Source organism: Polaromonas sp. P1_F9, from assembly GCF_056405615.1.
Map to the genome: position 1 here is coordinate 386,536 of NZ_JBFUBT010000002.1, position 13,854 is coordinate 400,389.

Genomic DNA, 13,854 nt, shown 5'->3' on the forward strand with positions numbered 1-13,854 from the left:
GTGAAGAGCGTAGCCAAACGTAACCCTTTCGTGTAACCCCCTAAAATCACTCAATGACCACCCCCGCCCCTGCCTCCGCTCCCGCCGACAAAGAAACCCACAAGCCCAGCAACTTCCTGCGCCAGATCATCGAAAAAGACCTGGCCGAAGGCACCTATGCCAGCCGCCGCTGGGGCGGCAGCCCGGGTGACGCCGCCCACCATGCTGCAGGCCAGCCCGACCCGGCCAAGGTGCGCCTGCGCTTTCCGCCCGAACCCAACGGCTATTTACATGTGGGCCACGCCAAAAGCATTTGCCTGAACTTCGGCTTGGCGCGTGACTACGGCGGCGTGTGCCACCTGCGCTTTGACGACACCAACCCCGAAAAAGAAGACACTGAATACGTCGACAGCATCATCGAAGCCGTCAAGTGGCTGGGTTATGACTGGGCGCAGATCGGCAACGGCAAAGGGGGCGACAAGCCCTACCAGGCCAGCGACTATTTCGACTTCATGTACCGCGCCGCCGAATATCTGATCGAAAGCGGCAACGCCTACGTTGACGAACAAACCGCCGACGAAATGCGCCACAACCGCGGCGACTTCGGCCACCCCGGCACCAACAGCCCCTTCCGCGGCCGCACACCCGCAGAAAACCTGGCGCGCTTTCGCGAGATGCGAGACGGCAAGCTGCCCGACGGCGCCGCCGTGCTGCGCGCCAAGATCGACATGGCCTCGCCCAACATCAACATGCGCGACCCGGCCATTTACCGCATACGCCGCGCCCACCACCACAACACCGGCGACAAATGGTGCATCTACCCGATGTACACCTTCGCCCACCCGGTCGAAGACGCACTTGAGCAAATCACCCACAGCATCTGCACACTCGAGTTTGAAGACCAGCGCCCGTTTTACGACTGGCTGCTCGACCGTCTGGCCGAAGGCAAACTCATTGCCACACCGCACCCACGCCAGTACGAATTTGCGCGCCTGAACCTCACCTACGTGCTCACCAGCAAACGCAAGCTGGCCCAGCTGGTCACTGAAAAGCGCGTGAGCGGCTGGGACGACCCGCGCATGCCAACAATAGTCGGCCTGCGCCGCCGCGGCTACACGCCCGAATCACTGCAACTCTTTGCTGAACGCATTGGCGTGACCAAAAGCGACAGCTGGATCGACTACAGCACGCTCGAAGGGTCCCTCCGCGACACGCTGGACCCGATCGCCCCACGCGCCATGGCCGTGCTTGATCCGGTCAAGCTCGTGCTCACGAACTGGGACGAAGTGATGGGCGCAGGCAAGCTCGACGACTGCAGCGCCCCGGTTCACCCGCACCACGAAGAGATGGGCAAACGCCAGTTCAAGATCGGCAAGGAAGTCTGGATTGAACGCACCGACTACGAAGAAACGCCACCCAAAGGTTTCTTCCGCCTCTTCCCGCCGCACATCAACGCCAGCAAGCAAGCCATTGCGGGCAGCAAGGTCCGCCTCAAATATGGCCACGTCATCGAATGCACAGGCGCAGTGAAAGACGCCAACGGCAAGGTGACGGAAGTGCACGCCACCCTGATCCCCGACACCAAGAGCGGCACCCCCGGCTCCGATGCCATCAAGGTCAAGGGCGTGATCACCTGGGTGGGCGTGAATGACGCGGTAGAGGCCGAAGTGCGCCTTTATGACCGCCTCTTCACCACCGAACACCCCGGCACCGGCGACAAGGACTTCCACGATGAGTTGAACCCCGACAGCCTTAAGGCCGTGACGGCCTACGTTGAGCCATCACTGACGAATGTGCCCGCCGGGACGCGCTTTCAGTTTGAGCGGCATGGGTACTTTGTGACGGATCTGGTGGATCACTCTGCCAGTAACAGTAAAGCCGTATTCAATCGGGTCACGGGTATGAAGGACAACTGGGCCAAATAGCTGGCAACCCGAAAGACGCAGCGCCAACGAAGCCCCAAAAAAGCGTCTACAAAACAATTCGAATTACGAGGGAGAATATTTTGAAATTTTGGTTGCATGCCGTGCGCAGCACGATGTTGATGGGCACGCTCGCTCTGTTCGCACTGGCCGCGCAGTCCCAGCCGGCGCCTGCTACCCAGGGTCCGAACGAAGGCGTCAAGGAAGTGCGGATTTCATCCGACAAATTCGAGCGCCAGGCGGCCCTGCCCAGTTGGGTCGAACCCATCACCAACCTGCCTGCCACGCAAAGCAAGGCACCCGTGGTAACCATACTGGCGGACACGCAGTTCATGGTGGCCGCACAATCCACCAGCTTTGTACACCGGGCCTGGCTGGCCAACACCAATGCCCCGTTGCAGTCGCTGGGCACGATGGCCGTGTCCTTCAACCCCGAATACCAGCGGGCCAAGCTCCATATTCTGCGCATTCACCGCGCAGGCCAGGTTCTTGACAAGCTCGCCACGGCCGAAATCCGCTTTCTTCAGCAGGAAACCGGCCTCGACATGGGCGCCTATAACGGCGAAACCACCGCATCCATCCTGGTTGAGGACCTGCGCGTCGGCGACGTGCTGGAGATCGCCTACTCCACCATCGGAGCCAACCCGGTCATGGGCAACCGCTTCATTGACTACGCCAGCTGGGACCAGGGCGTCCCGGTTGACCGGCGCCGTGTCACCCTGAATTACCCGTCCGCACGCAAGATCAACGTGCGCTTTCTTGGCGACTTGAACAAGGACTATCCGAAGCCTGTCGAGTCAGTCAGCGGCGCGATGAAAAAACTCCGTTGGGAACAGCTCACGCTGCCAGCCGTGGACTTTGAAGCTTCGGTTCCTTCCAGTTTTTATGTGGGCCGCTCCATGCAGTTCTCGGAGTTCCAGAGCTGGGCCGAGGTGTCGGACTGGGCTGATCAGCTGTTCCGTAGCAACGCACCCTTGCCTCCTGAAATCATGCAGGTAGTGCAAACGCTGGGCACCAAGCCCACTATGGACGAGCGCGTCTCCGGTGCACTGCAATGGGTGCAGAACGAAATCCGTTATTTCTCGGTGTCCCTGGGTGAAAGTTCGCACCGCCCCACGCAACCCGCGCTCACCCTGCAGCGCCGCTATGGCGACTGCAAGGACAAATCATTCATGTTGATCGAAATGCTGCGTGCGCTGGGCGTCAAGGCGCAGCCCGTGCTGGTGTCCACCCGCTTTCGCGACGGACTGACGAAGATGCTGCCTTCACCTTACGCTTTCGACCACGCCATCGTGCGCGCGGAAGTGGAAGGAAAAACCTATTTTCTCGACCCCACCCTGATCGGCCAGACGGGACGGCTGGACGCACTGGGCCAGCCGCATGAAGGCTCTGAGGTACTCGTTGTTCAACCCGGCAACAGCAGCTTCACCCGCATCAAGTCAGCTGATTACGCCGGGATCTCCCGCAACGAACTCACCGAAAAAATCACGCTGCCGAAATTTGGCGGCGACGGCACGCTCGAAAGCCAACACCTCTGGTCGGGCTACAGCGCGGAAATGCGCCGCATCCAGCTGGCCGCCTGGACGACGGAGCAGCGCGACAAGGTGTTCCGCGAAGCGTACGAGCGGCGCTACCCGGGCATCCGTTTTTCCGCGCCGCTCCAGGTGCTCGACGACACCATCAACAACGTTGTAACCGTCAAAACCCAGTACACCGTTCCCAACCTGGCCATCTCGGCCGGCAGCGAGTGGGCGGTGCGCTACAGCGCCAGCAACATGGCGGGCATGGTGGTCATGCCGCCGTCAGTCAATCGCACCCAGCCGCTGTCCATGGAAGTCCTGCCGCGCAAGAATCGCTACTCGATCGAGATTGAATTCCCGCCTGAGGTGTCTGTGGTGCGTGACCCCCTCACGCGCTCCGTGCGCGACGACGCCTTTGACTACCAGGTCTCCGCAAGCTTCCGCGGTAACCGGGCATCAACCACCATCGAGCTGGCCGTATTGCAAACCCAGATCGAGGCCTCACGCGTGCCTGCCTATGCGGCCGCCCTGCGCCGCACCGGCGAGATTTTTTACCCCATTGCGGTAGTGCGTAAAGACGACATCAAGTCATCCGGCCTGCTGGGCCTGGGCACCAAGACCTTGCGCCAGACGATTGAAGACCGCCTGAACGACCGCATCGGCAAGGTCAGCAAAGGCATCGACAGCGGCCGGCTGAGCGGCGACGACCTGGCAGACGCCCTGTGCGAACGCGCCGAAGCACTCACAGACCTCGGCAAACCCGAAGAAGGCCTGAAAGACGCCCAGCTTGCCATCAAGGGCAGCCCCAACTTTTCGCGCGCCTATGCCTGCCGCGGCAATGTGTACTTTGGCCTGCAAGACTACCCCCGCAGCATTGCCGACTACAGCAAGGCCATTTCACTCGGCGATGAAAGCGACCACGTGATGTACCGGCGCGGCCATGCACGTTTCTACGGTGGCCAGCTTGCAGCAGCGGCAGAAGACTTTGCCAAAGCAAGCCAGTCCAAACAGGCTGATGCCGACGCCGCACTTTACGCGGAGCTGTGGCGCGTATGGACACAAAAGCGGCTGGGCATCACGCCGGACGCTGCACAACAGGCGCTTGCCAGGGCCAAGCCCGGCGGTGACTGGCCCCGCCCCGCCCTCGCCATGCTGCACGGCCTGATGACGCCCGAACAAGCCCTGGCCACACTCGACAGCAAAAAGGGCGACGAACGCGACATGGCCCTGGTGGAGGGCTACTTCTATGTTGGCCAAAACTACTATGCCCAGGGCGACAAGACAAAAGCCGCCGAGTTTTTCAACAAGGCCCGCGAAAAAGGCGTCCTCCTCTACATCGAGCACGTCGCAGCGGGCCTGGAGCTGCAACAGATGGGTGTCGCCAAGCCCTAGGCCCACATATGCGCCCATCCCCTTATCCCAAGCGCCTGCGCAATTTTCTGGTGATGACGGGATGGGCGGCGTCCCTGCTGGTACCGGCCACCGGTCATGCCCAGTTCGGCCGTTTCGAATTTAGCGACGCAGGCGACTTCTCGGAATCGGCCATCCTGCACGGCGTCAAGGCCACTCAGGCGCAATGCGCAGCCGCCGCCAACACCGTCTGGGCCGCCGCGGCCAGCTCGGGCGCCGAATGCATCAAATACTGGAAGGCCGGTTTTGGCGACCAACCCGTCAAACGCGCCATCGTGTTCTTTCATGGCGACGTCTTTGTGGGCGTAGGCAAGACCAGCAAAAACTACCTGGACTTGAGCAATGCCCAGTTGCAAAACTTCGCCGACGGTTGGGCCAAAACACTCGGCATGCCCTACATCTACATGGGCCGCCCGGGCACCCACGGCTCATCAGGCGACCACATGCAGCGCAGGCGCATTGACGAATCACTCATCATCTCGGCCGCGTTGGACGAGATCAAGAAGCGCTACGGCGTAGAAGAATGGGTCATCGCCGGACAAAGCGGCGGCGGCCACGTCACGTCGTCATTAATCACCGAACGCTCAGACATCATCTGCGCCGTCCCCACCTCAGCGCCCTCTTCACCCCGCATCCGCTGGGAAATGATGGGCCGCACCAAAGACACCACCAACTACGCCGACTCCTACGAGCCGTGGAAATTTGTCGCCAAAGACAAGGTCAACCCCAAGCTGCGCGTGTTCGTGCTGGGCAACCCGAATGACAAAAACGTTTTCTGGGCTTCGCAGACCGTGATGGCCGACGCGCTGCAAAAAGCGCAGATTCCGGTTCAGGTGCTGCAGGGTGAAGGCAGCGGGCCGGACGCGCATGGGTTGTCGAATTCATCGCGAATTGTGGCGGGGTGGTGTGCGAAGGATGTGGGGACTGAGGAGATGGTGGCGCGGGCGGGTAAGGGGCTTAAGGGGTAGCCATGGGTACAACCACTGAAGGGCAGGCTAGCTTGTGTACTTCGTCATAGGCATTGTCGACTACAAGGATGACAAGGTCGTGCTCAAACGGGTGACAGGAACTATTTAGCGCAGCTAATAGATTTCTCCGTAGAGGTTTTCTTTTCCATTCGCGTCACGACCTGCACATCGATTCGAGGAATAGTTAACCTTATCCTTGAAGATTCGTTTTCAATCGAATTCTTTGGTACAGAGAGTTCGATTAGCCAATGCTCACCGACGTTGGACAGAATCTGGGCACTCACTTTGCTCCAATTCCCATCCGAGCAAAACAAGTCCTCTCCACTATTGCCCGGTAAGCTGCTTTTTATTAGCTCACAAGTTTTTTTAGGCACCCGAATATCCTGCGGCCGTTCGCCTCTCACGCCCAAGTACGAGGCAACCATCTTGGGGAAAAAGCTGGGTTGATCTATGGCCAAGGGGACGCAAATATATAAAACGCCAACCAGCACTATTGCAATCACGGCAACATCAGACCCCCTCAACCTTCCAACCGAAGCATTAGCCAATATCGCCAGAGCCCAAAGAGCCAATAGTGCGATAGAAGAATCAAAGCCTGGGAAAGTTAAAACCTCCTTGAGCGGAATCAGCATCAAGAATGGAGCGACTGTCAGTACTGCCACTGCAATTGCTATGAATCCATCGTGAAATCGTGAGCCCCATGACTTTCCTCTCCAAACTATTCTCAAAAAAGCGATGAACCCCAGAAGAAATAGCAAAAATCCAAAGATCCCATACCAGCTAAAAGTTTCACAATCACGATACTGCGAATATCCGGAGTATGAAAATACCCATCCAACACCCCCGAACTGCAAACAAACCAATTCGTACTCACTAAATACCTTCGAAAATTCGGATTTTTCGCCTTTCTCCTTAGTAGCGTATTGCTGATAAACAGCAGCTGGAGCGAAAAGCCCGAAGGCAAGTGCACAAATCAACGCGACAGAGCAAACTGCCGTCGCGGCTCCCAGCGTAACCAAGGAAGAAAAGTCAGAAGGAAAATGATCGATTGATCGAAAGTATGAGAAAAGGATGAGGGCACCGAAGAAAGTGCTGGTCGCAGTCAGGCTGAGCCATGGAATTTCTTTGAGAGTCTCAAACAGTCTGCTGACCCATCCGGGCCAATACGATCTGGCCAGTTTTTCATGGGTAACCTTCTTGCCGAAAATTTTGGCCATGTAATCCCTCTCCTCTTGCCATCATTCTAGGCAGGGTGTAGAACACTGGCCAACGTGATATTGCCAATTAGCGCCAATCGCCTAAGACGAGCCATGCTGCTGCCCGAAGCAGATTCACCTTTCCCTTGCGCACTCTAGTCATCCCATGCCATCCCCAAACTTCAGCCCCGCGGCAGACCGTAACAAGCAGCCCATCCTCGATGTCCTGCGCGAAGTCTTGCCCGCGCACGGCAATGCACTAGAGATCGCCTCAGGCACTGGCCAACACGTCACCTGGTTCGCCGCAGCCCTTCCGCAATGGACATGGCAGCCCACCGATGCGATGCCTGCCTCGATGGACTCCATATCTGCCCATGTAGCCGAGCAGGGCTTGGCCAATGTGCGCCCTCCCCTTGTGCTCGACGTGATGGCCCCCGGATGGTTGTCGGCCAGTGAACAGTTTGACCTGATCTACTGCGCCAACATGCTGCACATCTCGCCTTGGGCGACTTGCGCCGCTTTGATGCAGGGTAGCGCGCGCCATCTGGCGCCGGGCGGTGTACTGGTGACTTATGGGCCTTATCTGGAAGACGGTGTGCCTACGTCTGAAGGCAACCTCAACTTCGACCAAAGCCTGCGCGCGCAAGACCCCACCTGGGGCATCAGGCGCAGAGAAGGTGTAGAGCAGGAAGCCGCGCGCGCCGGCCTGCAGTTGCAAGCCCGGCACGCCATGCCGGCCAACAACCTGCTGCTGGTCTGGGCCAAATCACAGCAGTCGGCAAAACATTAACTGCGCACTCGTCGGCGGCAAGCTGAATCCGCTATTATTTTTATAGCTGGTCGCGCTTTCCCATCAATGGCTACAGCATCATTTCCCATAAATTTTAGTTCTACCCGGTTAGCGTGGCGATCAGCGGCTTTTCTCAACCGGGTTGGCGGTCAGCCAATTAGCCGGATACGCCCGCATGAACTCCTTGGCCTTTTCCGTGCGGGCGCTGAGCCAGGCATCGTAGGCGCCCTCGTTCAGAATCGCCAGCATGCGTTTTTCGTTGCCGGGCTGCTGGTACCGGCTCATCAGGGCGTGGCTGTTGGCATTCACTGTGAGGAGTGCGTAGCTGACGATGACTTCGCCATCCGCACCTGTCCAGCTCTCCCACAGGCCCGCCACACCCATGGGTTCACCGTCCACCCGGGCAATGCGGGTGGGCACGGCCTTGCCGCTGCGCCAATCCTCTTCCATGAAGGCCATCATGGGCACGATACAGCGCTGCCCGGCCAGCCAGGCATCGCGGAAGTTGCTGGACGTGGTGACGGTTTCCGAGCGGGCATTGACCAGCTTGGTCGAACGCAGCTTGGCGTCAGACGCCGACTTGACCCAGCGCGGCACCAGGCCAAACTGGCCGGTCACCAGCTCATGCGAAAGCAGCGCTCGCGGGAGCTTTTCAGCGCCTGTGACCTCGTCAACCTCCTCAGCTTCATCGACTTTTATCGCGCGGATAAAAACACCCGGCTTGCGCGGCCACACATTGCGTTCCACGGGCGAATCCGGGGCGGCCACGCCGAAGGCATCGGTATAAAGCGTCGCGGTTTTGATGCTCTCGTATTGGGTACTCATGCGGCGATGCTATCGCAGTGCCGCTACCAGGGCATGGTCCAATGACACCCATGCCCAGCCCCAGCTTCATTCCGCCCACCGCAACCCGCATGCCGCCGCGCCTGATCTGCTTTAACAAGCCCTACGGCGTGCTGAGCCAGTTCACGCCGGAAGGCCGCTGGCGCGGGTTGAAAGATTTCATTGCAGTGCCCGAGGTGTATGTGGCCGGCCGGCTGGATGCGGACAGTGAAGGCCTGCTCCTGCTGACGAGTGACGGCGCGCTGCAGGCGCGCATCAGTGACCCGCGCTTCAAGATGGAAAAGATCTATTGGGTGCAGGTTGAAGGCGTGCCCAACGAGGCCGCGCTGACCGCACTGCGCCAGGGCGTGCAGCTCAACGACGGCATGACGCGCCCGGCCAACGCTCGGCTGATCGACACACCACCGGGCCTGTGGGAGCGCGAGCCGCCCGTGCGCGTGCGCAAGGCCATTCCGACATCGTGGCTGGAGCTGGGCATTCGCGAAGGGCGCAACCGCCAGGTGCGGCGCATGACGGCCGCAGTGGGCTTTCCGACTTTGCGCCTGATTCGCGCTTCTATCGGCCCTTATGCGCTGCAAGGCCTGGCGCAGGGCAGCTGGCGTGAGGCGCAGGAGCAAGCGGAAACAGACTAAGGCGTGACGCCACAGGAGTTACTGCCGCAGGATCTTCTCCATCGCCTTTCCTTTGGCAAGCTCGTCAATCAGCTTGTCCAGCCAGCGTATTTTTTGCATCAGCGGGTCTTCGACCTCTTCTACGCGAACACCGCAGACGACGCCTTTGATCAGCGACACGTTCGGATGCATGGCTGGGGCCTGGGCAAAGAAAGTTTCGAAATCGTTTTGCAGCTTGATTTGTTTGTCCAGCCCCTTTTGGTCGTAGCCGGTCAGCCAGCGAATGATCTGGTCGACTTCCTCTTTGGTGCGGCCTTTGCGTTCGGCTTTTTGAACCAACATCGGGTAGACCTTGGCAAAGGCCATTGTGAAAATCTTGTGCTGGGGCATCGTCATTCCTTCTGCAAAAAGCGGCTATGCCTCTGCCTCGAGTGAGGCCTTCAGGCGGCCCAGTGCCTGGTCCCACTGCTGGGCGATCAAATCCAGTGAGCGACGGGCTTCGTCGAGCTGCTGTGGGTCAAACTGCCACAGGCGCTCTCGCCCTACTTTGACGTGATGCACCAGCCCCGCGTCGGCCAGCACATGCAGGTGCTTGGTCACGGCCTGACGGGTGATGTCGGTGGTGGAGGTCAGCTGGGCAATTGACACGGCGCCGCCCACGCAGAGCACCGCCACCAGCCGCAGGCGGGTTTCGTCGCCCAGGGCGGCGAAGACGCCTGCGGGGCCGGGCTGGGGGGTCAAGACTTCAGAGGTTTTACTGCGTGGTGACATATTTCTGGATATTCTCCATCTGGCCTTCCCAGCCGCCGGTGTTCATGCGGATGGCCTCTGCGCGGCGGGCCACGGGGATTTTGTCAAAGCCTGATTCCACCACGCTGAGCAGGGTGCCCTTGTTCGTCTCTTTGAGCGTGAACTCCACCAGCGTGGTCGGCTCTTTCGAATAGTCGATGGCCGGGTCTACCGCGTAGGGGTGCCAGCGGTAAGAGAACAGCTTTTCGGGCTCTATGCGTTCTATGAGCACGTCAAACACAACATGCTCATAGCCCGGAATGGTGATGTGGCCTTGCACCTGCTGGCCGGCGATAAAGTTTTTGCCCTTGAGCGCCACGCCGAACCAGCCGCCAAATTCTTCGGCGTTCACCAGCGCGCGCCAGACCCGTGATACGGGGGCATTGATCAAGGTGCTGCGTTCAATGCGGTCTGTGGATGAAGTGGATATGGTTGATGAAGTCATATATGCAATCTCCTGGTTGCATTAATTATGCGCAGACCCATTCAAAACCGCAACAAAATGGTTGCATTAATTTGAAAACATTTTTATCGCCGGCGATAAATTGCAACCAGATGGGGAAACTGCACGCTAAATGCTTACCCAGCGCGTGAGAGCGTCGCACGGCTCACGGTGGTTTCGCCGATCGGGATTCCCCAGGGACGCGTGAAAGTGGCCCTGGAGCCCGTCTATTTGGCCGATGGCTTGTTCAGCGCCGCGGCTTCGCGTATCAGTGCCTTCAGCGCTTTTTCATCGATCTTGTCGCCCTCATGAAAATCAATGGCACGCCGGGTGTTGCCTTCGAGGCTTGAGTTGAAGAGGCCAGAAGGGTCTTCGAGCTTTGCGCCTTTGGGGAAGGTCAGCTTCACGGCCTTCTTGTAGGTTTCGCCGGTGCAGAGGATGCCATCTTTGGACCACACGGGAACGCTCCACTTCCATTCCTCGACCACATTGGGAACCGCCTGTGTGACGATGGCCCGGACGCGGGCGAGCGTCTCGCCGCGCCAGTCATCGAGGCCTTTGATCTTTGCGTCTATCAACTCAGAGGCTGAGCCTGATTCTTTTGCTTCAGCCGGCGCGCTTTTGGTTTTGTTCATGTTGTTGCTCCATTCTTCATGTCGGGTGTTTGCTCACATCTTTTCGCCGGGCAACTGGCTGGCCTGTTTCACCCAGTCAGCTAACTGCGCTTCGTCGAAGGGGTCGTCTTCATGGATATCGAGGTAGCGTGTGTCTTTGCTTTTCGACTCGCCAGGAGGAACGGGGCGCAACGACGTACCGCGAAAGAATGCCACCTTGACGTACTTCGTGAAGCAATGGACGCTGAGGAACCAGCCTTGGCCTTCACCCTTCGCGCCGTAGAAGGGCGAGTTCCATTTGACGGCCTTGTGCACGCCGGGAACGGCGCGCACGATGAGCGCGTCAAGGCGTTGCCCGATGTCGCGCTTCCACCCCGGCATGGCCGCGATGTAAGCCTGCACGGGCGCGTCGCCCTCGCCTTTGGGAATCTGCGGGTTGCCGCCTGCGAGCAGGGCCGGCTTGCCTGCCTTTGCCGGCGCCCTGCTCGCATCGGGCTTCTTTTTGGCCATTGCATTCATCTCAATGCCTTGCGTTGAAGACCCGGGCAGTCAACCTGCCCGCGCCAGAACCTGTTCGAGCTTGGCAAAGAACTGCGGCCAGCCGTGCTTGGCGCCCTGGTAGGCCTGCTCCTGGCCCAGCCGGAAGCCCGACTGTTCCATGCGCAGGTGTGTGCCCGTGCCTGTGGGGGTAAGCGTCCAGGTGACGACGCTTTCAAGGCCATAGGCGGCCCAGGTGTAAGACAGCGTTTTGTCGGGCTCAATGGCCAGCACCTGGCATTCGACAGCGCCCCAGTCTGCGCGCAGGCTGAAACGCTGGTCCATGACGGGCTTGAAGTCGTTCTTCATGAGCCACTCTTCGATCAGGTGCGGCTGCGTGAGGGCGCGCCAGATTTTTTCGGGCGGGTAAGGAATCTCGCGCTCGACGACGACGGCGCGTGTTTCAGTGGAAGCTGCGGTGGCGTTAAGGGTTGCAGTGTTGCTCATTGGTCCATCCTTTTCAAAAGTGATTCGAGGTGATCGATGCGGTCGTTCCAGAAGGCGCCATAAAAGCTCACCCAGTCGCGCAGGACTGAGAGCGCCAGCGGCTGGGCGCTGTAATGCGTTTCGCGGCCCTCACGCCTGTCGTCCACCAGCTTTGCCTGTTTCAGGATGCGCAGGTGCTTGGACACCGCCGGCTGCGACACGCCCGCGCGGTCCGTCAGCGCACGCACGGTTTGCGCCCCGTCCTGGGCCAGGCGCTCAAAAATCGCCCGGCGTGTCGGGTCGGCCAGGGCTTTGAAAACTTCGTTGGCGACCTCGTTGGAAACTGTTTGCATGCCAAAATCATAACCAAATGGTTATTGGTTTGTCAACCCACCCTGCATCCAGAAAGTGAAGGTCCCGGGGATTCAACCCTTTCAACATGAGCGTGACCTGAGCGTGACAACCCGTTGCCATCATGGAAGGCGGTTCATGAACGCCGACATTCAACAATGCCGCCTTTCTCTGACAGACAAACGCTTGCGATGCGTGCCAAATGGGTTTCAAGCGCCGCCGTCCGGGGGCGCATAACGACCCCTGCCAGGAGATAGCCATGCCCCAGTTCGCCATGATTACCGGTGACGTGACTTACACACCGGGTGACGGTACGCCCATCGAGATCCCGCGTGTGCGCGTGGAAGTCGCGCTGGAGCCGGACAGCGCCACGCTCAGCTGGGACGCCGGCGACGGTGTTGCCGCCGTCACGGCGATTCCGCGTATCCAGTTTGACGACTACGTGAGCAAAGGAAAAATCACGCTCACGCAGTAAGCGCCGCGGCGCCGCAATAATCGACTCCATGCCTGTCAGCTCCTCACGCTCCACTTTCCTGCCTTTCTTGCCATCGTTGCAGCCCTCCCCGCCTACCCGCCGCTCAGTGCTGCTGGCGGGCGCGGGCATGCTGGCCTTGCCTGCCTCATGCCTTGCCGCGGCGCCTGCGCCCTCGGGCGCCTGGCCCACCGCGTCGCAGGTTCCCGGCGGCATTGCCCGGCTGCCGCTGGGCCCGGCGGCGGTGCGGCCCGTGGCGCAGGCAGGCGGTGTGCCCCTGCTGGTGCTGGGTGACCCTGCGGGGTGGACAGCGCTGGTGGGCATTGCGCTGTCTGCAGAGCCCGGCGAGGCGACCATCTCGGTGCTGGCGCCTGACGGCAGCCAGCAGCAGCTTGCCTACACGGTGGCGCCCAAGCATTACCTTGAGCAGCGCCTCAAAGTAGCACCCGGCACGGTGGATTTGTCGCCCGAAGACCAGGCGCGCTACGAGCGCGAGCGCGCGCACCAGGAAGTGGTGATGGCCACCTTCAGCGAGCCCTTGCCGCAAACGCCGCTGCGCATGCAGGTGCCGGTGCCGGGGCGCCGCTCCAGCTCGTTCGGGCTGCGGCGCGTCTTCAACGGGCAGTCGCGCAACCCGCACAGCGGCATGGACATTGCCGCCGCCACAGGCACGCCGGTGGTGGCACCGCTGCCCGGCCGCGTCATTGACACGGGCGACTATTTCTTCAACGGCAACACGGTGTGGCTGGACCACGGCGGCGGCTTGCTGAGCATGATGTGCCACCTGAGCGCGATTGGCGTGGCCGTTGGCGACACACTGAAGACGGGCGAGCGCCTGGGCGCCGTGGGCGCCACGGGCCGCGTCACGGGGCCGCACCTGCACTGGGGCGTGATGCTGAACCGCGCCATGGTGGACCCGGCGCTGTTTCTGGGTGCCCGGGCAGGCGGCGAGTAACTGTGAGCAGTGGGGAGTAGCGGCAGGGT

16 protein-coding genes are annotated in these 13,854 nt (G+C 60.2%); 7 read left to right on the forward strand and 9 right to left on the reverse strand.

The genetic code is table 11. The features are described from left to right. The first annotated feature begins 53 nt into the window (after nt 1-53). From AC1DYR_RS07015 to AC1DYR_RS07025, 3 genes are all read left to right on the forward strand, one after another. Nucleotides 54-1,904: a glutamine--tRNA ligase/YqeY domain fusion protein gene (locus tag AC1DYR_RS07015; protein ID WP_477704452.1), complete on the forward strand. Its 1,851-nt coding sequence runs from the start codon at nt 54-56 to the stop codon at nt 1,902-1,904. Between the two features lie 80 nt (nt 1,905-1,984). Then, on the forward strand, nt 1,985-4,813 hold the full coding sequence (locus AC1DYR_RS07020) for a DUF3857 domain-containing protein (RefSeq protein WP_477704453.1): 2,829 nt from the start codon (nt 1,985-1,987) through the stop codon (nt 4,811-4,813). Nucleotides 4,814-4,821: 8 nt separating this feature from the next. Continuing rightward, nucleotides 4,822-5,799: an alpha/beta hydrolase family protein gene (locus AC1DYR_RS07025; protein ID WP_477704454.1), complete on the forward strand. Its 978-nt coding sequence runs from the start codon at nt 4,822-4,824 to the stop codon at nt 5,797-5,799. A gap of 101 nt (nt 5,800-5,900) precedes the next feature. Here AC1DYR_RS07025 and AC1DYR_RS07030 read toward each other — a convergent pair whose 3' ends face one another. Beyond that, nucleotides 5,901-7,016, reverse strand: coding sequence for a hypothetical protein (locus AC1DYR_RS07030; protein ID WP_477704455.1), 1,116 nt, complete (start codon nt 7,014-7,016; stop codon nt 5,901-5,903). Nucleotides 7,017-7,161: 145 nt separating this feature from the next. On the opposite strand from AC1DYR_RS07030, the gene AC1DYR_RS07035 reads away from it, so the two are divergent. Next, nucleotides 7,162-7,785: a DUF938 domain-containing protein gene (locus AC1DYR_RS07035; protein WP_477704456.1), complete on the forward strand. Its 624-nt coding sequence runs from the start codon at nt 7,162-7,164 to the stop codon at nt 7,783-7,785. Nucleotides 7,786-7,905: 120 nt separating this feature from the next. Here AC1DYR_RS07035 and AC1DYR_RS07040 read toward each other — a convergent pair whose 3' ends face one another. Next, nucleotides 7,906-8,610 carry an SOS response-associated peptidase gene (locus AC1DYR_RS07040; protein WP_477704457.1) on the reverse strand — a complete coding sequence of 235 codons (705 nt, stop codon included), beginning with the start codon at nt 8,608-8,610 and terminating at the stop codon, nt 7,906-7,908. A 50-nt stretch (nt 8,611-8,660) separates the two neighbouring features. Here AC1DYR_RS07040 and AC1DYR_RS07045 point away from each other — a divergent pair, with 50 nt between their 5' ends. Further along, nucleotides 8,661-9,260, forward strand: coding sequence for a pseudouridine synthase (locus tag AC1DYR_RS07045; RefSeq protein WP_477704458.1), 600 nt, complete (start codon nt 8,661-8,663; stop codon nt 9,258-9,260). An 18-nt stretch (nt 9,261-9,278) separates the two neighbouring features. On the opposite strand, the gene AC1DYR_RS07050 is transcribed toward AC1DYR_RS07045, so the two are convergent. From AC1DYR_RS07050 to AC1DYR_RS07080, 7 genes are all read right to left on the reverse strand, one after another. After that, entirely contained in the window at nt 9,279-9,629 is a 351-nt protein-coding gene (locus AC1DYR_RS07050) for a DUF2200 domain-containing protein (RefSeq protein ID WP_477704459.1), read from the reverse strand. Between the two features lie 24 nt (nt 9,630-9,653). Then, nucleotides 9,654-10,010 carry an ArsR/SmtB family transcription factor gene (locus tag AC1DYR_RS07055; protein ID WP_477704460.1) on the reverse strand — a complete coding sequence of 119 codons (357 nt, stop codon included), beginning with the start codon at nt 10,008-10,010 and terminating at the stop codon, nt 9,654-9,656. Beyond that, complete coding sequence (locus AC1DYR_RS07060) at nt 9,994-10,473, reverse strand: SRPBCC family protein (protein ID WP_477704461.1); 480 nt, start codon at nt 10,471-10,473, stop codon at nt 9,994-9,996. Before AC1DYR_RS07060 ends, AC1DYR_RS07055 begins: the two co-directional genes overlap by 17 nt. A 224-nt stretch (nt 10,474-10,697) precedes the next feature. Next, on the reverse strand, nt 10,698-11,105 hold the full coding sequence (locus tag AC1DYR_RS07065; protein ID WP_477704462.1) for a DUF1801 domain-containing protein: 408 nt from the start codon (nt 11,103-11,105) through the stop codon (nt 10,698-10,700). Between the two features lie 33 nt (nt 11,106-11,138). Next, nucleotides 11,139-11,594, reverse strand: coding sequence for a DUF1801 domain-containing protein (locus AC1DYR_RS07070; protein WP_477704784.1), 456 nt, complete (start codon nt 11,592-11,594; stop codon nt 11,139-11,141). Between the two features lie 39 nt (nt 11,595-11,633). Then, nucleotides 11,634-12,068 (reverse strand): SRPBCC family protein, encoded by a 435-nt coding sequence (locus tag AC1DYR_RS07075; RefSeq protein ID WP_477704463.1) that lies wholly within the window; start codon nt 12,066-12,068, stop codon nt 11,634-11,636. Continuing rightward, on the reverse strand, nt 12,065-12,400 hold the full coding sequence (locus AC1DYR_RS07080; protein WP_477648908.1) for an ArsR/SmtB family transcription factor: 336 nt from the start codon (nt 12,398-12,400) through the stop codon (nt 12,065-12,067). The genes AC1DYR_RS07075 and AC1DYR_RS07080 overlap by 4 nt, the downstream gene beginning before the upstream one ends. 257 nt (nt 12,401-12,657) lie before the next feature. Between AC1DYR_RS07080 and AC1DYR_RS07085 the strand changes: the two genes are divergently transcribed. Together AC1DYR_RS07085 and AC1DYR_RS07090 are read left to right on the forward strand one after the other, a co-directional pair. After that, nucleotides 12,658-12,873 (forward strand): hypothetical protein, encoded by a 216-nt coding sequence (locus tag AC1DYR_RS07085; protein ID WP_457279148.1) that lies wholly within the window; start codon nt 12,658-12,660, stop codon nt 12,871-12,873. Between the two features lie 28 nt (nt 12,874-12,901). Next, nucleotides 12,902-13,825, forward strand: a complete 924-nt coding sequence (locus AC1DYR_RS07090; protein WP_477704464.1) for a peptidoglycan DD-metalloendopeptidase family protein — start codon at nt 12,902-12,904, stop codon at nt 13,823-13,825. Nucleotides 13,826-13,854: the final 29 nt, after the last annotated feature.

Bases quoted from the DNA above. Each gene is read 5' to 3' on its own strand.
- AC1DYR_RS07070 (WP_477704784.1), bottom strand. From the start codon at position 11,594: ATGGCCAAAAAGAAGCCCGATGCGAGCAGGGCGCCGGCAAAGGCAGGC.
- AC1DYR_RS07090 (WP_477704464.1), top strand. From the start codon at position 12,902: ATGCCTGTCAGCTCCTCACGCTCCACTTTCCTGCCTTTCTTGCCATCG.
- AC1DYR_RS07060 (WP_477704461.1), bottom strand. From the start codon at position 10,473: ATGACTTCATCAACCATATCCACTTCATCCACAGACCGCATTGAACGC.
- AC1DYR_RS07045 (WP_477704458.1), top strand. From the start codon at position 8,661: ATGCCCAGCCCCAGCTTCATTCCGCCCACCGCAACCCGCATGCCGCCG.
- AC1DYR_RS07085 (WP_457279148.1), top strand. From the start codon at position 12,658: ATGCCCCAGTTCGCCATGATTACCGGTGACGTGACTTACACACCGGGT.
- AC1DYR_RS07055 (WP_477704460.1), bottom strand. From the start codon at position 10,010: ATGTCACCACGCAGTAAAACCTCTGAAGTCTTGACCCCCCAGCCCGGC.
- AC1DYR_RS07080 (WP_477648908.1), bottom strand. From the start codon at position 12,400: ATGCAAACAGTTTCCAACGAGGTCGCCAACGAAGTTTTCAAAGCCCTG.
- AC1DYR_RS07075 (WP_477704463.1), bottom strand. From the start codon at position 12,068: ATGAGCAACACTGCAACCCTTAACGCCACCGCAGCTTCCACTGAAACA.
- AC1DYR_RS07030 (WP_477704455.1), bottom strand. From the start codon at position 7,016: ATGGCCAAAATTTTCGGCAAGAAGGTTACCCATGAAAAACTGGCCAGA.
- AC1DYR_RS07015 (WP_477704452.1), top strand. From the start codon at position 54: ATGACCACCCCCGCCCCTGCCTCCGCTCCCGCCGACAAAGAAACCCAC.
- AC1DYR_RS07040 (WP_477704457.1), bottom strand. From the start codon at position 8,610: ATGAGTACCCAATACGAGAGCATCAAAACCGCGACGCTTTATACCGAT.
- AC1DYR_RS07065 (WP_477704462.1), bottom strand. From the start codon at position 11,105: ATGAACAAAACCAAAAGCGCGCCGGCTGAAGCAAAAGAATCAGGCTCA.
- AC1DYR_RS07035 (WP_477704456.1), top strand. From the start codon at position 7,162: ATGCCATCCCCAAACTTCAGCCCCGCGGCAGACCGTAACAAGCAGCCC.
- AC1DYR_RS07025 (WP_477704454.1), top strand. From the start codon at position 4,822: ATGCGCCCATCCCCTTATCCCAAGCGCCTGCGCAATTTTCTGGTGATG.
- AC1DYR_RS07050 (WP_477704459.1), bottom strand. From the start codon at position 9,629: ATGCCCCAGCACAAGATTTTCACAATGGCCTTTGCCAAGGTCTACCCG.